Below are 19,565 nucleotides of genomic sequence, written 5' to 3'. Positions count from 1 at the left end.
TGGATCTCATACAGGAATCCCGGCGTCCTGAGCCGCCTTCCTCACAACATCCACCGAAGCCAGAAAACCGTTTCTCTCGTCTTCCGTCATCTCATATTCCGGGATCCCCTCGACGCCGTCGCGTCCGATGATCGACGGCACCGAGACGGCAACGCCGTGCACACCGTACTCGCCCTGCAGGACGGTGGAAACCGGCAGAAGCTCCCGGCGATCTTCGGCAACCGCGGAGACAATCCGGCAGACCGTCGCAGAAATGCCGGTGCTGGTATATCCTTTTCCACGAAAGATTTTTAACGCCTCATTTCGGACAATCTCATTCAGCTGACTGCTCTTCAAAACCATCTTCTCACCGGTTGTACTCCTGAGATATTCCTCCACGGTCATCCCCATAATCCGGATCGAACTGAGAAGCGAAACCGCACTCGCTCCATGTTCTCCGACCACTGACAGCTGAATCGACCGGCTTGACACCTCCAGAAACTCCGCCAGAAACCGGGTCAGTCTTCCGCTCTCCAAAAGTGTTCCGGAGCCGATAACCCTGCGCGGATTCCGCCCGGTGAGCTGCCGGACCTTCATGGTAATCACATCCAGCGGGTTGGTCACAGTAATGATCAAACCACCAGTGTTGTACCGGTTGATTTCCGAAAAAACCGTCTCCGCGACAGCGCAGTTTGCCCGAAGCAGATCCATCCGGTCTTCCGTTAAGTTCGGTGCCCCCGCAGTAAAGATCAGAATGTCAGCTCCGCCGGAAGCTTCGTATCCCCCAAAGGAAAGCCTTGGACATCTCGCATCCCTCACCACGGCAGCACTTTCCGCATCCAGAACTTCTGCCTTCACTTTATCCAGATTTCGTCCGATCAGCGTAATCTCATCGATCATATTCACATATTGAAGGTCGTGAAATATCGTTTTTCCTACATTGCCGGCTCCTATAATCGCAACTTTCATTCCGCAATCCTCATATTCTCCTGCATTGTCTGTGCAATAGTATATTTCAAGAAATGCCGCCTGACTCACGACGAACGTCACGAGTGTACAGCGGCAAATCATCCATATGATATCCGTAAACTTCACCGGTCACCGGATAATGCACGGAAGACCGTGTTCTTCCCGGAACCGTGACTTATCCCGTTCTTTCCAGCGGTATAACTTTTTCCCTTTCCTTCGGTCTGCTTACAGATTATTCTCTGCCAGATACTTCCGGATCTCCTCGAGCAATGCATCCCCATCCGTATTCTTGAAAAATCTGTTCATGCAGCCGCTGATCATCGGATTCAGATCCAGTCCCAGCTCCACGGAGCGGGTGTCCGTCTTAAATCCATAGCATCGTTTTCCTTTTCCGAAGGCAATGCCAAGTTCAACGCAGGCTCCCTCATCCGGAACCCGGCCGTCCAGATTCATAAAGATGATATCCGCCTTTTCCACCTCTCCGGAATCCAGATCAAAGATCATCCGCGTCAGCTCTTCTTCGCTTTTCCCCTCCAGAAGTGCCGCCTCAATCCCGTCACGCTGCGGCAAAAAGACCTGATAACCGTTCTCCTCGAGAATTTCCACCACTTTCCGATTAAAATCTTTCTCCGCGTGGTTGAAGAGCGGTCCTGCAAAGTAGACCTTTTTTCCTTCCGCCGCCTTGTTTGCTTCCGTTTTGACTTCCCTGGTCTCTGCAGCGGCGGAGCTTTCAGCCGCCTTCTGATTACCAGCGCATCCGGAGACAAACGTCAGAAGAAACATTACCGCCAGTATCTTCACCAGTTTCATCGATCCTTTTTTCATCTGCAATATCCCCTTTCTGCTTCAACCATCCAAAAAAACATGAAAGCACACCAACCTGCGCAGACATCAAACACTGTTCTTATCCGGGCCGACCTCTTGTTCTCTGCCTGCATCGTCCAATGCAGCCACCATCCACTTTGTTTCATTATATACTATGTCCGAAAAAAAATCCCAGCGAAGGATCACTGTGCATCATCTCGAAGCGTTTTGTGACATAAGAAAAACCGAAGACCCCCGTGAACAAAGTCCGCGGGGCGTTTTAGTTTCATAGGGAATTTCGGAGAAATTTCCTATGAAACTAAAACACAGCAGAGCAATCGCAATACCACCGTATCCGGTCCGGTATTGCCTTTACTCTGCTGTAATATTCTCTGCCTGATTCGCTTATCCAAGCTTGTTTCCCATCATTTTCCTGGTGCGCAGCGCGTCCACATACATCGCTACAAATATAATAATACCGCGGACAAACGGTGTGACAAAGAGGTCGATACCCATATTCGCCATACCGGATGCAAGATACAGGAGAACCATGGAGCCAATGACCGCTCCCGGGAAAATGCTGCCGTGTCCGCCAAGCAGACTGACGCCGCCGAGCACCGCGCCCGCAATGGCGAGGAACTCATAGCCGTTCAGACCGCTCGTCACGATCGAGCCCTGAACCACGATCCAGAAATAGGATCCCGCCATCCCGCAGAGAAGTCCTTCGATCATCAGTGCCTCGGTCTTGACCCGGTCGGCATTGATACCGATTCTCTTCGCGACGTTTTCATCGCAGCCCACCAGAAGCAACCGGCGTCCAAACGCCGTATACTTCAAAATGAACTGAAGAGCCACAATGATCACGATCAGAACGATCAGTGATATCTGCAATCCGCCCAGCGCATCAATTCTCGCCTGGCGGAGCGGTTTTACTTTGTCAAGCGTGATGGTTTTATCATTCGTAAAAATTCTGCCCACCGCGCGTAAGACGAGCATCATACCAAAGGTGACCAGCATGCCGTTCATCTTGAATTTCACGATCAGCAGCGAGTTTATCCACCCAAGGAAGAGACCGACCGCAACGCCTGCCAGAAACGCCACCGGATACGGCACGCTGTACAGATGCAACATCATGCCGGCGACCACACCGGACAGATAACCGATGGCGGCAACCGAGAGGTCGATGATGCCCACCAGAAGTCCGAAGGTGGCCGCACAGGCGATCAGAATCTGTGCAGAACCGTTATTTGCCGTGGCATACAGGCTTTTTAACGTCAGGAAATTGTTGCCTCCGATGCCAAAGACAATCAGGATGGCCAGCAGCACAAAATAAGAAGACATATTGTATAAATCAATCTTATTTTTCTTCATTTTTCCCCTCCTGACTGACAATACCTCTCATCAGATTTTCCTTTGAGAAGTCCTCTTTTTCCACTTCACCGACAAGTCTGCCCTCATAAATCACAATGATCCTGTCGCACAGACTCATGATCTCTTCCAGCTCCGACGATACGATCACAAAAGAGGTACCGTTTTCCGCCTTCTGGAAAATCAGATCTTTGATTTCATTTTTTGCGCCGACGTCAACGCCCTTGGTCGGCTCGTCCATAAACAGAATTTCGGGATTTTTCAGGAACCACTTGGCAATGATGACCTTCTGCTGGTTTCCGCCGGAAAGCTTCGAGACCTTCATGTTCTCGTCGATTGCCTTGACGTTGACATCCTTCATCAGCCTTCGCGCTTCCACATGTTCCTTTGCCGTGTTCAGAATTCCCAATCCTTTTGACGCAAACTGCTCAAGATTGGAACTGGTGATGTTCTGACCGATCGACATATTCAGAAAAAGGCCATCGTAATGTCTGCCCTCAGTCAGATACCCTATATGCCTGTAAAAATCTTTCTGTGAAATTTCGCTGAGTTCTCCGTTCTGCCGGAACCAGAGTTTTCCATCCACCATCCGGTCAATTCCGAGAACAGTATTGAACAACTCGCTTCTTCCCGATCCAAGCAGTCCCCAGACGCCGAGGATCTCTCCTCGATGAAGTTCAAAGCTGAAATCCTTCGGCAGCTTTTCACCGGTGATATGTTCCGCTTTGAAAATCACCTCGCCGATCGAACCGCTGCGGGTATGCGCCGAGCCCTCGATCTGATACCCCAGCATCATTTCAACCAGTTTTTCCTTATTAATATCGCCGATTTCCGCTTTTCCGACGACCTGACCGTCCCGGAGAATGACGACATGATCGCACAGCTCAAAAATCTCGTCGAGGAAATGGGAAATGTAGAATACGATGTGCCCCTGCGCCTTCAGTCTCTTGATGATCTCAAAGAGTTTGGCAGTCTCATGATCGGAAAGAGATGCCGTCGGCTCGTCAAACAGCAGAATCTTCCCGCCCTGACTGAGCGCTCTGGCAATCTGGATAATCTGCTTGTCACCAACCGTAAGAGAATACACCGGCGCATCGACATCGATAGGACTGTCGAGTATATCCAGATATTTCTGTGCCTCTTTTTTCATCGCGGCCCGGTCCAGAATAAACGAATTCTTTTTTCGCCACTTATTCAGATCCGAAGCCAGAATATTCTCGTACACACTCATGGTGTCAAAAGCCTGAACCTCCTGCTGAATAAAGGCAATGCCGTGATCCGTTGCGGATTTCGGGTTCTCAATGACAACCTTTTCTCCGCTGATCAGGATGTCTCCGCCCTCGTCGGGCTGGTGAATACCGCCGAGAATATTCATCAAGGTGGATTTGCCTGCGCCATTGACGCCGACAAGGCCGCACACCTTACCGGGAACGGCCGAGAACGATACGCCGGAGAGTGCCTTTACGCCGGGAAAGGTTTTGCTGATATTTCTCAGCTCCAAAGAAAGATTGTTTTCCATCTCTTACGCTCCCTTCTTTGCGGCCAGATGCCCCCGGAAGGACGCAATCCCCATCGCGCCGATGACGATTCCGCCCTTTACCAGCGTCGTATAATAGTCCGATACGCCGAGCAGATTCATCACGTTGGTCAGACCGACGATCAGAACGGCGCCGAGCGCTGCGTCACGGACACGCCCGCTTCCGCCGTTCAGAGACACACCGCCGATGACCGCTGCGCTGATGATATCAAGAATCTGAGACTGCGGTCCCATGTTCGCTCTTGCGGTGGCAATGGATGCGGTATTGATTACCCCCGCAATGCCTGCACAGAATCCGCTGATGGTATAGGTGAACATGATGAGGTTTTCACTGTCGATACCGGAAATCTTTGCCGTCTTCGCATTGTTGCCGATGTAATAAAGCATTCTGCCGAATTTTGTTCCGGTCAGCACAAAATCGAAAACCGCAACCACGACAAGGAGAATCACAATCACCGCATATTTGTTGAGGAAATTCGAAAAAGACGCCGGAAGAATCGGAAGACCGCGGGTTCCGCTGAGGATCGTGGCAAGACCGGTGCCGATCGTCATCATCGAGAGTGTAACAACCATCGGGACCATCTTCAGTTTTGCGATCGCAAAACCGTTGATCAGCCCAAGAAGCGATGCGACCAATACAATGACAAGAGCGCCGACGACAAGATTTCCGCCCATCGTCGTCATAAAATACACGCCAACCACGGCGGATGCCGCCATAACGGCGGGATTGGAAATGTCCATTCCTCCGATTGCAAGCACATATGTCGCTCCGGTCGACATGACGGCGATCGGCGCAATCTGCTGCAAAAGGTTGGTAAGGTTTCTGGCGGTGCAGAAATTATTGACGGTTAACGAGAGTATGATAAACATGCCTGCGATTACACCCAGCATAATCATCAGCTGTCTGTTGTCACTTGAGTAGCGTTTCAGTTTCTCTGACACAACCGTGTTTCCCCCCATTCTTAGAAGATAGCGATTTCAAAAGATACCAGAAATGATAATGAAACAACACGGAAAAACCGTGAAGCATTCATGCATCATAGTCATATCATCTGACATATGCAGCAATACTTACGATATGGGGCGAGGCAGTCGCCTCGCCCCACAGAGAGTTGTACATCAATGATGTTGCAGAGCTTTCTACAGAATGTGCAGAAAATGATTTCGCTATGTCATTTCCTGTAATCTGTCCCCGGGGGATTAATAATCTGCGTAGTCGTTACCCCACAGCGGGATCTCTTTCAGGATTTTCTCGATATCGTTGATGGTCGCGCGGGTTCCGAGAACCAGCTGTACCTGCTCAACCTTTTTGCCTTCGAGAAGATCAAATGCGCCTTCCGCTGCGTGAACTGCGAAGTTATAGCATCCCTGGTCTACCGCGGTGTCCATGTAACCTTCGCGCAGATGCTGAATGCCGAGCGGATACATATCGGACGCAGAGAAGTAAACGTGACCTTCCTCACCGTGCTTATGCCACATTCCGGCATTTTCCATAGCGGTCTGGATACCGGAGTTCAGGAAGTCGGAAGAAGAATACATGACATTGGCATCCGGGTTTGCAGCGAGGACCGGCTCAAGGTTCTGACCGCATACATCCGGCTCCCAGTGTCCGCACTCAACCTCAACCAGCGGAACATTCTCAAAACCATAGTCCTTCAGCGCTCTCTGAAGTCCCTTTTCTCTGTTGTGAGCGTTCTCATCCGTCTTGTCGCCATAGCAGTCAATGATCTTGACCGGTTCAACGCCTTCGGCCTTCATCATGTCAAAGAGATCCACCATGCCGTAATATGCCTGATCCTCGGAAGCGAAGTTGACTGTCAGATCCGGAACCTGATCGCCGGTTGCGTCATGGGAAACCTCTCGGCAATAAGAAACATAGATGCGTCCGGCATCATGAACTTCCTTTACGGACTGAAGGATAGCCTGAGAGTCAAGGCACGGGCAGAAGATGACCTCGCATCCTGCCGCAATCAGATCACGGATATCGTTTGCCTGTTTGGTGACGTCGTTATCCGCATTGGTCGTGATAAGCTCAACCTCGTAACCGCGATTGGCCGCTTCGTAGTCCAATCTCTGCTGAAGATAATCTGCCCATGCATGGAAGGCCGCAGCCTGAAGGCTCTGCATTGCAAGTCCCATCTTAACGTGCTTGAGTTCGCCTTTCTGCGCCTTCTCCGTGGCTTTTGTCTCTGCCATGTCCTGTGTTGGCGAGCCGGCGTTGCCCGTCTGAGATGTTGCGCCCGACTGCTGTCCGCATGCGCAAAGTGAGAGTGCCGTAACCAAAGCAAGTCCAATCGAAAGTACCTTCTTCATAACTCCTCCTATGATTTTTTGATGATATTGTCCAAATAGAATCTCAATTCTTTGTATAATCCATCCCGAATCCCCGGTTTGTTTTGCGGCTTCCCATGAGGACGCCCTCTGAGGATTCTTCATTTCAATTGATGCTGTTTACGATTATCGGAATGCTCTTTTGATTATCTCTTTATGTCTTTCCCTTTTCTGTTTTCTTTTTCTATTTTCCCTTTTCCTTTTTCGTTCAGAGTTTCTCAGCCCTTATCCTCGTACAGTTCGATGATGGCGTCATCGACGATCACGAACGCAAGGCGCACCGTGTCGGAAACCGCCTCCGGTCCGAAAATGATCTGCTGAGCCTGCGCTGCGTACGGCTCGAGATTATCGACTTTGTACGCTACATGCGGCTGTTTGGAAAGGATCTCCGGGAAACGGGTTCCCTCGTCAAACTTGAGATACTCGATTTTATAGTCATACTCATCGACGCTCTCATTTACCCAGAACCTTCCCCACTCGTTGTAGATCATTCCCGGTTTTTTGTTCAGAACCGGAATGCCTACATGCATATATTCCGCTGACATGACTTATCTCTCCTTCCATATATTTTCCGATAATGGATTCTTCTGTTCGATATCGGAATTTCCTGTTAATTACCGTATACACCTGTCCGATGCAGGAATCTCCTGTTCAATACCGGATTTTCCTGTCTGATGCAGGAATTCCCTGTCTGATGCAGGAATCTCCTGTCCGATACAGGAATTTCCTGTTCATGAACGGATTTTCCTCAGTTGACAGAATCGAGGTAGAACTCGTACGCTTCCTTATCCGTGAAGCCTTCGTGAACAACCTTCCTTACCGCCTGCGCCATCTCGATGGGATGCTGGCTCTGGAAGATATTGCGGCCCATATCGACGCCCGCCGCGCCCTGGCGAATCACGTCATAGGCAAGCGTCAGCGCCTCTTTCTCCGGCAGTTTCTTTCCGCCCGCCACCACGATCGGAACCGGGCACGCTGCCACAACCTCGTCAAAGTGCTCGCAGTTGTAGGTCTTTACGATCTGCACGCCCATTTCCGCCACGATTCGTGTGGCAAGTTTGAAGAAACGGTCGGTGCGTTCCATATCCTTTCCAACCGCTACAACACCGAGCGTCGGAATCCCGTAGCGCATGCCGGCATTGACCACTCGGTTGAGGTTATCCAGGCTGGAGAGCTGACCGTCTGCGCCAATAAAGGTCTGCACCGCCATACAGTCCGCATTCAGCCGCACTGCCTCCTCGATGTCCACTGCCACAACCTCATGGCTTAAATCGTCATTCAGCATCGAACTGCCGGAGGTGACGCGCAGTGCCACGCCGCAATTGTTATTTGCAGGAACACAGGTGCGAAGCGCTCCCCGGGTACACATCAGCACATCCACATAGGGCATCAGATTCGGCACGGTAATGTCGAGACGCTCGAGTCCCGCAGTACTGCCCATAAAATAGCCGTGATCGAATGCGAACATCACGGTCTTTCCCGTCCTGGGGTTAAAAATCTTGCTCATACGGTGCTTCATACCCCAATCGAGTGCTGCAGCGCCCTTGACCTGAAAATTGCCCTGATTCGCAAATGGTTCATTGACCTGATAATCCTTGGCAACCTTCAGCCCATCCTTATCAGCCATACTATGGCCTCCTTTCCAAAGTGTTATTTCTTTTCCGCTCGCGATATTTTCCTCCTCATGAAAGGTTCGAACTCATCGCTGCGGCATTTTACTCTTTAAAGAAGTTGCAGGCATGTGCCGGTGCATTCCAGAGGGCTTCGATCTCATCGTCCCACTTCGCGATATTCATCTGGAAACCGCCAGCCTCCTGAACGGTCAGAACTTCGCCGACCATATTCGCCACAACCTTTACGCCCATGTTCTCAAGATATGCAACGGTCTCCTTATAGAGAATGAGCATTTCCATCATGGTCGTCGCGCCGCAGCCGTTGATCATCACAAATGCCTTATCACCGGACTTTAAGCCAAGGTGTTCTGTGATCGGTTTGGCAACCGTCGCCACGGTATCCTTCGCGGACATCATCGGAACGCGTGTGCCGCCGCCTTCGCCGTGCTGACCAGCGCCAATCTCCATCATGTCGCTCTCGCCCAGATCGCCGAACGACATACCATTCATCGGATGAGTTGCATCGGAGACCTTAACGGTAATGGAAGCCATGTTCTTCGCGTAGCGCTCACAGATCTCGGCTACCTCATCCAGACTCTTGCCTGCTTTTGCTGCCGCTCCCGCAATGTGATACATCGGAACTGCACCGGCAAGACCACGGCGGTTGTCCTCACCATTCGGATCAAAGCGGATCTCTTCATCGGTAATGACCTGACGGACATTCATTCCGGCTTTCTTCGCGAGTTTCATCGCCTGCTTGCCTGCCAACTGGTCACCGGCATAATTCAGTGTGAGCAGCAGAACACCGTGTCCCTTGTCCGCCAGCTGCATTGCTTCGAAGACAAGCTGGCCGGAAGGTGCGGCGAAGATATCACCAACCGCAGCAACATCAAGCATGCCTCTGCCGGTAAATCCCTGCAGTGCCGGCTCATGTCCGGAACCGCCGTAGGTCACAACCGTCACACGATCGGCATTGGCAAGATCCTTGCTGATTACCAGATGGCCGTTTACTTCAACAACGTCGCTGAAAGCCATTCCGAGTCCGATGAGTTCTTCGTCTGTGATTGTCTCTGCACTGTTGATAAACTTCTTCATCTTCATACCTGTCGTTCTCCTCCTAATCCTTCATGTGTTTTTATTTTTTAAGGAAACCGCGCTCATTCGTCCTTCGCGAGTCCCTCAAAGAACCTGGACATGGAAACCGCACCGGCGTCCGGCGTTCCGATCGTCTTCTCTCCGTAGCTTTTCGCCCGTCCGAATTTCGAGACGAAATTCCTGCTGTTTTCCGCTCCCTTCCGTGCCGCCTCCGCAGCAATGGAAAACAGTTCCTTCTCGTCCTCACCCTCGTATGCCGCAATCGCCTCGCTTGCCGGAATCACCGCATCCATCATGGTCTTATCGCCGACCTTTGCCCCCGACATATCATCAAGGGCTTCAAGGGCAGAAGCAAACATGGTCCGCAGCCCCGTGGCATCAATTTCCTCCGTTTGCGGAGAACCTTCCTGCATACCGTCAAGCCACGTATTCCACAGCGGAACGGCACTTCCTCCATTCAGTGTCATAACTGCCATCGCAGCGTCATCCAGCATCTCCTGAATGTTTCCGTCCGATGCCTCCACCGCCGCCCTGATCGCATCCGCGATCTTGTGCATTGTCAGACCGTGATCGGCATCCCCGAATTTGGAATCGATCTCGGTCAGCTCGGTCTCCGCGGCAATGACGTTTTCACACGCATGGATAAATCTGGTCCTCAATTGTGTTTTGGTCATCATCTTCTGTAATCTTCACTCCCCTTCCAAAATCTAACATTTGTTAATTTCTGTCAAAATATCCGATAAAAACTCGATTTGTTTCTTGACAAAATTTAACTTACAAGATAATAATTATTCATTTTTGGGCACATTGTCAATATATCAGGATATTTTTTACATAAAAACAGCACTATCGCTAAAAGTTTGTTTTTCCCTTTAGCAATAATGCCGTTAGTTTTTAACAAATGTTATTTTTAGTATGTCACAAGCGCCACTTTTTCCGCCAGCCCCTGCGAGATAACCAGTTTATCGATGATTCCCGTCCGCAAAGCGCCGATCACACTTTGCGGCTTGACCTGGTTCGAGCAGACGGCGACCACGTCGGTCTGCCGCAGCTGTTTGATCGATGCCTGAAGTGTCGATTCGGTAACCGGTGAAATGATCTTTCCATAGGAGTCATAGTAATACGCCAGGATTCTTCCCACCGCTTTTTTCTCAATCAGCGCATTTCCGTAAATCGACCGCACGCCAAGATCCGGATACGACGGAAAGTTCGAGATGGACACTACCGCCTGCTCCATGTATTCCCATTCATCCTCGATCGCCGAAAACTGTTCCGTCTGTTTTAAATATTCCAGTTCTGTCGGAGTTTCATTCAATGCTGGCATATACAGGAAATACGGTTGTCTGCCGGTCTTCAGCGAAAAAATGCGAACCAGCTCATTGGTATGATACCCCCGCGTCACCGAATTCACGCCCCCGGTGAGCGGGAAAACAGCTCCCCGCTTTTCTCTCGGCTCTTCCAGTGTTTCGGCATGATCCGCCATCTTTCCGATAATGGATCCCCAGCCCACGCCGATGCGTTTTCCGTCGTTTGATCTGCCGAAACAATAGTTATATCCTGCCTCGGCAATGCGCCGGTTTGTCAGATCATCGTTGGCGTCATCCTGCGCGGTGATGACCGTGTCGATTCCGTAGCTTTTTTTCAGCTTATCGATGACCTGCTCGGCGGTGATCACCGCATCCTTTATCGTTATCGTCACGATTCCGCATGCTTTCGCTTCGTTCAGGATAACGCTCACCAGAGGCCGGGAGATATGCAGCCGTTCCGCAATCACTTTCTGACTGCAGTTTTCCTCATAGTAAAGGCGTGAAACCTCGATCATTCTCTGAACTCTTTTTTCTTCCGAAATCATTGACACCTCCGGCTGGATCTCATCACAAATCAGCGCCCGCGAAAACCGGGCTCAAATATTATCCATTATTTCTTGTATTATAACACCCTCTCATAACTTCTCTAACGGGAAATGTGCTGTACTGTATTGCATGCCGAAATCGATAAGCGTATATTGAAACTATGGTAGCTTTGACCGGCATGGTGCCGGCCTGACAAATCATTTTCAAAAGGAGAACGCTTTTTGATCAGACGTAAAACAATGGAGATTGTAGCATAACCGGGAGGTTTGCTGACAATCCGACAAACCTCCCAAAAGGTTTATGATTTTACTTTTAGGAGGACAATCCCCATGAACAGGGAAAACAAACGAAAATCATTCCATAAAGGTTACTATAAAACACATCCTTGCAACGAGACATTTGTCTGCAATGTATGCGGAAGGACCGTCGTTCCGAACGGCGCCGGAAGCGAACACAGAAATCATTGTCCGTATTGTCTTCACAGCAAGCATCTGGACATTGAGCCGGGAGACCGCCAAGCTGATTGCGGCGGAGCGATGGAGCCGATCGCCGTCTGGGTCAGAAAGAACGGGGAATGGGCGATCGTCCACCGATGCCGGGTATGCGGAGCGCTCAGTTCGAACCGCGTGGCGGCAGATGACAACCCAATGAAGCTGATGTCCATTGCAATGCGGCCGGTTTCCGCGCCGCCGTTTCCTCTGGAACGGATTGAGGAAATGACGCGGATGATGGGTGGCGACGGTGTGCTGAAATGGTAACTCTTTGGGGAACTCTTTCGTGAGGAAACAGGAAAAGAAAGAAACGGGGCAGGCGCACTAACTCAAGTTAGTGCGTCGGCCCCGCTTCGTCCCGTTCTTTGCATTATCGGATGATGCACGGAAGACCGTGCTCTTCCAGTTTTTTTCCGATATGGTCGATCCGGTATTGAAGGAGTTCTTCATATCCTGCTGCATTATGGACGGCGGTATCACATCCCTCTCTGACCACCGGCACCTCGCCGGCCGTGTTGACGATGGCGTCCGTGTCCATGCGCGTAATGTCATTACGGACAATTTTCAGCGGCATATCCATTCCTCTTTTCTTCTTATGAGCGTTTTCTGTAAAGACAGATTCTTCAAAGGCAGATATTCGTGTCTCCGTAAATCATCAGCCGGAGAATTCCGATCACTGCCAGATGAAGCGGATAATAGGCATAAAAGAACCATTTCATCCATGCCGCATTTCCCCGCGCGCCGTTATACATTTTCAAAATCGGATAAACCATGAGGACGCCGACCTGAACAAACGCATAGGTTTTGCTGACAAAGAAATACGACACCAGCGCATAGACAAACACCCACGGGATCATTTTCCGCATCTGACGTTCCAGATTTCCTCTCTCCCGATACATCCCGAGAATCGCAAGGACCGCGATGCAGCTCCAGTCCGCCGGAAACGCGCTGAAGATCAGAACCGTCTGAAGAAGGTGCCTGATCCAGTTCTTCATCCGGTCCGCATGATCTTCCAGATACAAAACCACCACGGCGATGAAGAGCGGATACATGACACTCGTCCGGTTGAAAATACTGCCCTCAAACGGGTTCAGACTGATGCCGAACCCGAAACAGTAGGCAAAATGTGAGATCACGGCGAAGATTCCCAGCCGAAGTATATACTTCTTTACATCTTTTGTGTAGTGATATCCCTCACACACAAAAAACCACATGATCGGCGCGGTCAGTCTTCCAATCAAATGCAGAAGGATCGGGACCGGCTCCGCCGGAAATCCCGGATAGAGCAGGTCCGATCCGTGGTCGATCGTCATGGCGAGGATCGCGATCAGTTTCAGATAGTTGGAGGTGAAATAAGGTTTCAGGTTCATATCAGTTATCTTTCTCAGTTGTCAAAATCGTCATCCGATTCGAATTCTTTGTCCATATCGTCATCATCGAAATCCTCGGATTCATCGTCACATTCGTCCGAATCTCCGTCTTCGCTGCTGCCAAAGATTTCGTCCATTACCTGCATTCCAAATGCTGTCTCCATTGGGCTGATGTTTCCGTCGCGATTCAAATCATTAAATCCAAAGTCAAATAACCCTTTTCTTTTCATAACAGACGCCCTCCTTAACCTTCTCCATTGTACACTCTGTCAATAGACTTTTCAAAGAAGTCGATTATAATAGTATCAGGAAAATGCTTTTTCATTATCCAAAAGTGTTTTGAACTGACAACGCAATCAATAAAGAATATTTGACCGACGAGGTCTCTCTGGTTATCCAGTGTGAGGTATGGTTAGCACCATACCTCTTTTTTTACATTTTCTAAATCAAACCGCACCACCACCTCCTTCATCTCCTCCATCAGCCTCTTCATTCCTTCTTCCTTCAATTCGTCCGGAACACCGTAAAATGCTTCCGCAATGCTGCAGGCAATGCATGTGAGGGTATCGCAGTCGCCGCCGAGGGAGACCGCCGTGCGGATCACATCTTCAAAATCCTGTCCTTCCAGAAATGCCGTGATAGCCTCCGGCACAGTCTTCTGGCAGCTTTCCATGTGATGATAATTGGGGCGAATCTCATCGCAGGTTCGTGACAGATCATATCCGAATTCCCGCGTGACATATTCCCGGATCTCCTCTTTCGATGCGCCGGTCCTTGCAAGAAAGATACAGGCGGCCGTTGCTTCCGCGCCTCTGATTCCTTCCGGATGGTTGTGCGTCACTTCCGCTGTCCACCGTGCCACTTCCCGCGTCCGCTCTATCGTTTCGTAAAACCAACCGACGGACGATACCCTCATCGCAGAACCGTTCCCCCAAGAATTATATGGTTTCGGATCGTCCTCAAAGATCCAGTCAAAAAACTGACTGCCGTATCCGGCGTACGGATACCGGTGTCCCCAGCGGCGCATGGAGTAGATCAACAGGTTCTTCGCCTCCGCTTCGCCTGCATTTTTTCCTGCTTCCATCAGCGCATCGGCCACAGCGATGGTCATCACGGTATCGTCCGTATATTCCGATCCCCGGATAAAAAGCGGGCCAAAATCCTTCACCTTCGGTCCACGGTCAAACTCGTACGGCGCGCCGATGATATCACCTAAAATTGCTCCGATCATCGTTTTCTTCCCCCTCTCATCCATGATAGAGCATTTCTTAAAGTCATCCTTATTATACGAAGCCTGACAGCAAAAGAGGTCGCCCCGCAGGCGACCTCCCCGATCATGTTGTATTATTCATCTGCCTTCAAAACGTCTCGATCATCTAAGAAGTTCTAATCATTTTTTTAGTCTTATGTTTCAAACAAATCTTCACCGGTAATAATGTTTTGAGCTATGTTGGAATACTTATTATATTTAAAACCATTTCCGCATATTAAAGTGACATGAATGGCTCCCTTAGCGTCCGATTCATTTTGAAAACTGTCGATCCTGTTCTGAATTTTTTTGTATTCGTCTTCATCTAATGAGTATTCCGCATTTGTAAATTTCATCTCACATAGATTGATGACACCGTCTTTTCTTGAAATAATAAGGTCAATCTGAGCCCCTTTATCCGAGTCTGTATTTCTCCATGTGAATTCAGAAGTTTCAATTCCACTGATCCCCAAAACCTGTTTGATCTTATCGATATGATTAAAGCATACTATTTCAAAAGAGGTACCTCTCCATGAATTATATCCTGGAGAATTAATATAAGTATTCCAGGAATCAAATGTTTTATTTTCCAGAAACTTTATCGCAAAGAGTGTAAAGGGGTCTATAAGTTGGTAAAACGCTTCCTTACTTCCCTTTTTTATATCGGAATACCTACGGATAAATCCACATTCTTCCAACTCTTTGAGATCTTTGGTTAAAACTGACCCTCCTCCGATTTTTGATTCTTTTGAAAGTTCTGTTCTTGTCATACCGCTTTTCTTTTTTGCCAATGCTTCAAGTATCGACATATGCTTTTCCGGCTTATCAAACAATGAATAGAAAAGATTCGTGTATTCGTCATGTAACTCACCGTATTCTTTAAAGCATAATTCGTTAATATTTTGGGCAAGGCTTAACCGAGAATCCAACAGATTAAGGTATAGCGGAACGCCACCAAATACCATATAACATTCTATCATCTGACTTCTTGTCATCACTATATCGTTAAGTTCGAACAGTTTTTCACATTCCGAAAGCGAAAACGGATTAAGATGAATTTGTTTTGTTATTCTGTTATGAAAACCTTTTTTGCTTGAAAGAAGGTTGGTAATAATCCAGGATGTGGCAGAACCACAAACGATCAACACAAGATCCTCCTGCGAGGATGCCCAACTGTTCCAAAAATAATCCAGAGCGCTCTTAAAATCTGATCTTGCTGTATCCATCCATGGGAGTTCATCCAAAAAAACAACTCTTTTATTATTTATTGGTTCTCTATAAACTTTCTCACTTTCAAGAAGTTTACGAAGACGGCCAAAGGCTTCAAACCAATCTTTTGGCGGCATGTTTTCATTATATCCATATGAACACAGACTTTCATTAAATGCCCTAAGCTGGTTTTTTGTTTTAGTCTCGGAAAGACCTGTGGCATAAAATGAAAACTGACGATTAAAGAATTCTCTTACAAGATAAGTCTTTCCGATTCTTCTCCTTCCGTAAACCACAACAAATTCGGGTCTGTTCGATCGAAGGCATTGAAAAAGACTGTTTTTTTCGTATTTTCTTCCAATTATCTTCATATGCCGCTCCTTCCGCATATAAATCGCCAAAAGCATACTATAATTCATTGTTTTGGCGATTTATATATTATATTTTTATTATAAATCGCCAAATATGTTTTTTCAACATTTTATTATCACTTCTTAAAGATGATTCCGGAAAGCCTCACCGTGGACTCTCCGACCTCCGTCTCCTGTAATCCTCCCGAATTCTCTCGCAGCACATCTCCATGCCCCGCTCCATTTCCTCACGGTCCCGGGATCTCCGGACAGCGGACACGGTCTCGTCTAATACCTGATAATTCAGCCTTGTCCCCTCACGGTCGCAGTGATAATTGAGTGCGCGATCTTTCCGGATCCCGAAGCGCCCGGCCACCTCGATCGCGTCGATGTTCGCGCCCAGGAAGAGAAACTCCCAACCGTACTCTTCTTTTTCCAGTTCGACCATCCGCTTTACATCTTCATAGGAGTAATGCCTGCTGGAATTCTCCATTCCGTCCGTCGTGATGATGAAGATGGTCTTCTCCGGGCGGTCCTCCTCCCTCGCATACCGGTGAACGGTGGCGATGTGATGGATGGCGCCGCCGATCGCATCCAGAAGCGCAGTACAGCCTCTGGCGAAATACTGCCGGTCGTTCATCGGCTCGACACGGTTTACCGATACCCTGTCATACAGGACCTCGGTCCGGTCATCAAACAGGACGGCGGAAATGTAAGCTTCTCCCTCTTCTTTCTGCTGCCGCTCGATCAGAGAATTGAATCCTCCAATGGTGTCCTGTTCCAATCCACGCATGGATCCGCTTCGATCCAGGATGAATACTACTTCCGTTAATCCTTTCCGCATAAATGAATCTCCTTTCTGATGTCTCATACTGACATAAGATCAAAGTCCGCAAGCAGACTTTCGTTTCCCTTCCACCACTCAGGTAATCACTTCTGAAGTTGCCCTCATTATACGAAACCGGATATGAAAAGAGGTCGCCCGGCGGGCGACCTCTTTGTGTTAGTTGATTATTCATTTTTAGGTCTGCTTTGAAGATGTTGCCAAATAAATCACGACCTTTCAATGAAATCTCCATTCTTCCCCCACGCGCTACCATCCAGTCGTCTTCATTTTCTTCAACAGGATCAAACGATGCTCTCTCCTGATAATTCGTGCGAATCCCATTTTAAGCTCATATTTCTGTTATACACTCCATGTCGAAAGCTTTATTTTCCTATTCCGGTTTCTGAAAATGCGGTACATCCGGCGATATTTTCGCCTTCAGAGTATAAGGTATTCCATTTTCCTCCAACTGACGGAAAAACAGCTCCATCAATTCATCATCCTCAAATTTTTGATGAATGGACAAGCCTATCTTCCCGTTGATGGCGGAAATCTCGGAAGCGAACTCAATTGCTGCCGGCACGTGAGTCCAAAACTCGTCAATGTAAGAACCGATCGCCTTTTGTTTCCACTGCCCTACATAACTCACAACATGCGTAATGAACTGTCTGCCGCCCGCCATCATCTGACCAAAAGCCTTCTCCTTTTCTTCCACCGGGCCTGGCATTGCCAAAAAACCTTTGTACATCGATGACATGACGGTCATCGACTTCTGAACATAATCCTCATCGCTTTGCACGAATGTCATCCCGCGCAAAGCGGTGCATTGCCGGTCAAAGGACATATTTTTCAGCCGTTCCGAGTAATCATAGCGCATCGTGGTTATACAGTTGTGATGGGAAGCCGGCGCATGGAGCATCGGACGGCCATTGACCACATATCCGGCCTTGATCATTTTCTCCCGATTCGGATACCGCGCATCGATGGCTCTTGTGAACAGAAGAGACACCATCGTGCCGGGGCTTGCGTCACTGGCAGAAGAAAACCGTACAAAAGCGGATTCCGGAATCTCGATATCCGTGATGATCGGCGCACAGGGCTTTGCTCCGCCATCGTCCGTGATCAGGAACGCAGCGTCCCTCTTCTGTGCCGGCATTTTGGAAAGATCCATGACCGGCAAGAGATCCAGCGGATCGATGGTCTCCTCCGGAAGAATCGGATCCTCCAGTGTAAAAATGCCCTCATGGTCCGTCACTCCGTAACGAGCATTGCAATAGTAATATAAGAGAGTTGCGAGCACCCTGTACATGCCGGTTCCGTCAGCAATGCCATGGTAGAAGTCTAAAAAGAGCCGGTTGTCCTGATAGCATACTGCCCAGACATGTCCGTTGGACTCCGGCGCGTTCAGCGTAATCTGACGGTCGGTATGCAAAAGAGCGATGGGCGCCGGATTGGCCTCATAATAGTATTCGGTATCATTTTTGCACAGATGAACGGAAAAATAAGGATAGCGCTGCTCTGTCTTTCTCAGCGCATCCCGGAGCATATCTCCATCCACCTCATCCTTCATCTTCAGAACCAGTCGAACCGTATAATCCACGCCTCTTCCGAAGCTGCCGTATACATGCAGGCCATCCCCGGCAGTGATCTTTTTGCCCATGTTATCGATGTTTTTCAAGTTCTGTCTCCTTTTTTGTACCTGTCAAACAAATTATGCCGCCCGGTAAAACACGGTTAATCAAAGGAAAAGCTGATCAAAGTGTTTTCTTAAATATAACTCGTATTTTGGTTTTAAAAAAGAGGTCGCCCGACGGCGACCTTGATGTTCATTTACTTATTAAAAATATCTGAATGAAATCCCGTATCAACGAGAGTCAGCGTCAGAATATCATTCTCGATTAGATATATTAACAGCCAGTCCGGTTTGATGTGACACTCACGGAAACCTTCAAAATTTCCGGTCAATGCATGGTCTCGATACTTCTCCTCCAATGGTATTCCCTGACGAAGATTATCTACTGTCTCATCTATGAGAGACATATTAAGACCACGTTTTTTCATCAGCTTATAACTTTTCTTATAAGTTGTGGTGAATTTCACCCGGTACATCAGTCAGCCTCCAAAGCAGCTTTGAGTTCTTCCATTGAAGAGTATCCCTTTACATCTGGATCTCGAGATATTCGCCTTGCTTCCGAAATAGCGTCGAGTGTTGCCTGATTGTACTGCGGCATCTCGACACTGAAAGGAAGGCCACCTCTTAAAACACACTGATGAAGGAAAATATTTACAGCGCTGGACATATCAAGTCCGAGATTGCTGAACAAAGCTGTTGCCTGTTTTTTTATATCTGCATCGATGCGAATCTGAGTAGGAGTAGTTGCCATATTGATCACCACCTTTCATTTTCATTATCTTTTATTTGGTTTACATTGTCAATCATTTCAGCGATATTTAAAGATTTTTGTCAAAAAAATTATAATCACCAGCAAATAGTAGGCCGAGAGTCCCGTTTTGTAAGCGA

At 48.6% G+C, this 19,565-nt stretch carries 21 protein-coding genes; 1 reads left to right on the top strand and 20 read right to left on the bottom strand.

Translation table 11 applies throughout. The annotated features are described in order from the left end of the window. Positions 1-6: 6 nt before the first annotated feature. The 11 genes from BR86_RS0109790 to BR86_RS0109740 form a co-directional block, all read right to left on the bottom strand. A complete protein-coding gene (locus BR86_RS0109790; protein ID WP_161767309.1) occupies positions 7-948 on the bottom strand; it encodes a malate dehydrogenase in 942 nt (313 codons plus the stop codon). Positions 949-1,173: 225 nt separating this feature from the next. Continuing rightward, the gene (locus tag BR86_RS0109785) at positions 1,174-1,773 is read right to left on the bottom strand and encodes a nucleoside 2-deoxyribosyltransferase (RefSeq protein ID WP_051684723.1); all 600 of its coding nucleotides are present in this window, start codon (positions 1,771-1,773) and stop codon (positions 1,174-1,176) included. A gap of 384 nt (positions 1,774-2,157) precedes the next feature. Then, a complete protein-coding gene (locus BR86_RS0109780) occupies positions 2,158-3,123 on the bottom strand; it encodes an ABC transporter permease (protein ID WP_031473469.1) in 966 nt (321 codons plus the stop codon). Beyond that, entirely contained in the window at positions 3,110-4,639 is a 1,530-nt protein-coding gene (locus BR86_RS0109775) for a sugar ABC transporter ATP-binding protein (protein ID WP_031473467.1), read from the bottom strand. Before BR86_RS0109775 ends, BR86_RS0109780 begins: the two co-directional genes overlap by 14 nt. Before the next feature lie 3 nt (positions 4,640-4,642). After that, complete coding sequence (locus tag BR86_RS0109770) at positions 4,643-5,599, bottom strand: ABC transporter permease (protein ID WP_031473465.1); 957 nt, start codon at positions 5,597-5,599, stop codon at positions 4,643-4,645. 258 nt (positions 5,600-5,857) lie between these two features. Then, a complete protein-coding gene (locus BR86_RS0109765) occupies positions 5,858-6,970 on the bottom strand; it encodes a sugar ABC transporter substrate-binding protein (protein ID WP_031473463.1) in 1,113 nt (370 codons plus the stop codon). Between the two features lie 236 nt (positions 6,971-7,206). Further along, positions 7,207-7,533, bottom strand: coding sequence for a hypothetical protein (locus tag BR86_RS0109760; protein WP_031473461.1), 327 nt, complete (start codon positions 7,531-7,533; stop codon positions 7,207-7,209). A 203-nt stretch (positions 7,534-7,736) separates the two neighbouring features. Further along, the gene (gene lsrF / locus BR86_RS0109755; RefSeq protein WP_031473459.1) at positions 7,737-8,615 is read right to left on the bottom strand and encodes a 3-hydroxy-5-phosphonooxypentane-2,4-dione thiolase; all 879 of its coding nucleotides are present in this window, start codon (positions 8,613-8,615) and stop codon (positions 7,737-7,739) included. Between the two features lie 88 nt (positions 8,616-8,703). Continuing rightward, the gene (locus BR86_RS0109750) at positions 8,704-9,702 is read right to left on the bottom strand and encodes a dihydroxyacetone kinase subunit DhaK (RefSeq protein WP_031473457.1); all 999 of its coding nucleotides are present in this window, start codon (positions 9,700-9,702) and stop codon (positions 8,704-8,706) included. 56 nt (positions 9,703-9,758) lie between these two features. Next, a complete protein-coding gene (locus BR86_RS0109745) occupies positions 9,759-10,373 on the bottom strand; it encodes a DAK2 domain-containing protein (RefSeq protein WP_031473455.1) in 615 nt (204 codons plus the stop codon). Between the two features lie 233 nt (positions 10,374-10,606). After that, on the bottom strand, positions 10,607-11,548 hold the full coding sequence (locus BR86_RS0109740; RefSeq protein WP_031473453.1) for a sugar-binding transcriptional regulator: 942 nt from the start codon (positions 11,546-11,548) through the stop codon (positions 10,607-10,609). Positions 11,549-11,878: 330 nt separating this feature from the next. On the opposite strand from BR86_RS0109740, the gene BR86_RS0109735 reads away from it, so the two are divergent. Continuing rightward, positions 11,879-12,307, top strand: coding sequence for an RNHCP domain-containing protein (locus tag BR86_RS0109735; RefSeq protein ID WP_031473451.1), 429 nt, complete (start codon positions 11,879-11,881; stop codon positions 12,305-12,307). Between the two features lie 103 nt (positions 12,308-12,410). On the opposite strand, the gene BR86_RS14725 is transcribed toward BR86_RS0109735, so the two are convergent. The 9 genes from BR86_RS14725 to BR86_RS0109690 form a co-directional block, all read right to left on the bottom strand. Further along, entirely contained in the window at positions 12,411-12,614 is a 204-nt protein-coding gene (locus BR86_RS14725) for a macro domain-containing protein (RefSeq protein ID WP_038288452.1), read from the bottom strand. 49 nt (positions 12,615-12,663) lie between these two features. Further along, on the bottom strand, positions 12,664-13,410 hold the full coding sequence (locus BR86_RS0109725; RefSeq protein WP_031473449.1) for a TraX family protein: 747 nt from the start codon (positions 13,408-13,410) through the stop codon (positions 12,664-12,666). A gap of 14 nt (positions 13,411-13,424) precedes the next feature. Continuing rightward, entirely contained in the window at positions 13,425-13,640 is a 216-nt protein-coding gene (locus tag BR86_RS0109720; RefSeq protein WP_031473447.1) for a hypothetical protein, read from the bottom strand. A gap of 182 nt (positions 13,641-13,822) precedes the next feature. Continuing rightward, entirely contained in the window at positions 13,823-14,641 is an 819-nt protein-coding gene (locus tag BR86_RS0109715; protein ID WP_038288450.1) for an ADP-ribosylglycohydrolase family protein, read from the bottom strand. Between the two features lie 173 nt (positions 14,642-14,814). Next, complete coding sequence (locus BR86_RS0109710; RefSeq protein WP_031473443.1) at positions 14,815-16,239, bottom strand: AAA family ATPase; 1,425 nt, start codon at positions 16,237-16,239, stop codon at positions 14,815-14,817. A gap of 145 nt (positions 16,240-16,384) precedes the next feature. Then, positions 16,385-17,062 (bottom strand): vWA domain-containing protein, encoded by a 678-nt coding sequence (locus tag BR86_RS0109705; protein ID WP_031473441.1) that lies wholly within the window; start codon positions 17,060-17,062, stop codon positions 16,385-16,387. Positions 17,063-17,435: 373 nt separating this feature from the next. Next, positions 17,436-18,722: a hypothetical protein gene (locus BR86_RS0109700; protein WP_031473439.1), complete on the bottom strand. Its 1,287-nt coding sequence runs from the start codon at positions 18,720-18,722 to the stop codon at positions 17,436-17,438. Between the two features lie 152 nt (positions 18,723-18,874). After that, positions 18,875-19,153: a type II toxin-antitoxin system YafQ family toxin gene (locus BR86_RS0109695; RefSeq protein ID WP_031473437.1), complete on the bottom strand. Its 279-nt coding sequence runs from the start codon at positions 19,151-19,153 to the stop codon at positions 18,875-18,877. Next, positions 19,153-19,428: a type II toxin-antitoxin system RelB/DinJ family antitoxin gene (locus tag BR86_RS0109690; RefSeq protein ID WP_031473436.1), complete on the bottom strand. Its 276-nt coding sequence runs from the start codon at positions 19,426-19,428 to the stop codon at positions 19,153-19,155. The genes BR86_RS0109695 and BR86_RS0109690 overlap by 1 nt, the downstream gene beginning before the upstream one ends. Positions 19,429-19,565: the final 137 nt, after the last annotated feature.

Source organism: [Clostridium] aminophilum DSM 10710, from assembly GCF_000711825.1.
GTDB lineage: Bacteria > Bacillota > Clostridia > Lachnospirales > Lachnospiraceae > Clostridium_R > Clostridium_R aminophilum.
This window is presented reverse-complemented; position numbering and strand designations above follow the sequence as displayed.

Coding starts and splice junctions, on each gene's coding strand:
- BR86_RS0109715 (WP_038288450.1), bottom strand. CDS start 14,641: ATGATCGGAGCAATTTTAGGTGATATCATCGGCGCGCCGTACGAGTTT.
- BR86_RS0109785 (WP_051684723.1), bottom strand. CDS start 1,773: ATGAAAAAAGGATCGATGAAACTGGTGAAGATACTGGCGGTAATGTTT.
- BR86_RS0109735 (WP_031473451.1), top strand. CDS start 11,879: ATGAACAGGGAAAACAAACGAAAATCATTCCATAAAGGTTACTATAAA.
- BR86_RS0109780 (WP_031473469.1), bottom strand. CDS start 3,123: ATGAAGAAAAATAAGATTGATTTATACAATATGTCTTCTTATTTTGTG.
- BR86_RS0109720 (WP_031473447.1), bottom strand. CDS start 13,640: ATGAAAAGAAAAGGGTTATTTGACTTTGGATTTAATGATTTGAATCGC.
- lsrF (WP_031473459.1), bottom strand. CDS start 8,615: ATGGCTGATAAGGATGGGCTGAAGGTTGCCAAGGATTATCAGGTCAAT.
- BR86_RS0109695 (WP_031473437.1), bottom strand. CDS start 19,153: ATGTACCGGGTGAAATTCACCACAACTTATAAGAAAAGTTATAAGCTG.
- BR86_RS0109760 (WP_031473461.1), bottom strand. CDS start 7,533: ATGTCAGCGGAATATATGCATGTAGGCATTCCGGTTCTGAACAAAAAA.
- BR86_RS0109745 (WP_031473455.1), bottom strand. CDS start 10,373: ATGATGACCAAAACACAATTGAGGACCAGATTTATCCATGCGTGTGAA.
- BR86_RS14725 (WP_038288452.1), bottom strand. CDS start 12,614: ATGCCGCTGAAAATTGTCCGTAATGACATTACGCGCATGGACACGGAC.
- BR86_RS0109725 (WP_031473449.1), bottom strand. CDS start 13,410: ATGAACCTGAAACCTTATTTCACCTCCAACTATCTGAAACTGATCGCG.
- BR86_RS0109710 (WP_031473443.1), bottom strand. CDS start 16,239: ATGAAGATAATTGGAAGAAAATACGAAAAAAACAGTCTTTTTCAATGC.
- BR86_RS0109775 (WP_031473467.1), bottom strand. CDS start 4,639: ATGGAAAACAATCTTTCTTTGGAGCTGAGAAATATCAGCAAAACCTTT.
- BR86_RS0109765 (WP_031473463.1), bottom strand. CDS start 6,970: ATGAAGAAGGTACTTTCGATTGGACTTGCTTTGGTTACGGCACTCTCA.
- BR86_RS0109690 (WP_031473436.1), bottom strand. CDS start 19,428: ATGGCAACTACTCCTACTCAGATTCGCATCGATGCAGATATAAAAAAA.
- BR86_RS0109790 (WP_161767309.1), bottom strand. CDS start 948: ATGAAAGTTGCGATTATAGGAGCCGGCAATGTAGGAAAAACGATATTT.
- BR86_RS0109750 (WP_031473457.1), bottom strand. CDS start 9,702: ATGAAGATGAAGAAGTTTATCAACAGTGCAGAGACAATCACAGACGAA.
- BR86_RS0109740 (WP_031473453.1), bottom strand. CDS start 11,548: ATGATTTCGGAAGAAAAAAGAGTTCAGAGAATGATCGAGGTTTCACGC.
- BR86_RS0109705 (WP_031473441.1), bottom strand. CDS start 17,062: ATGCGGAAAGGATTAACGGAAGTAGTATTCATCCTGGATCGAAGCGGA.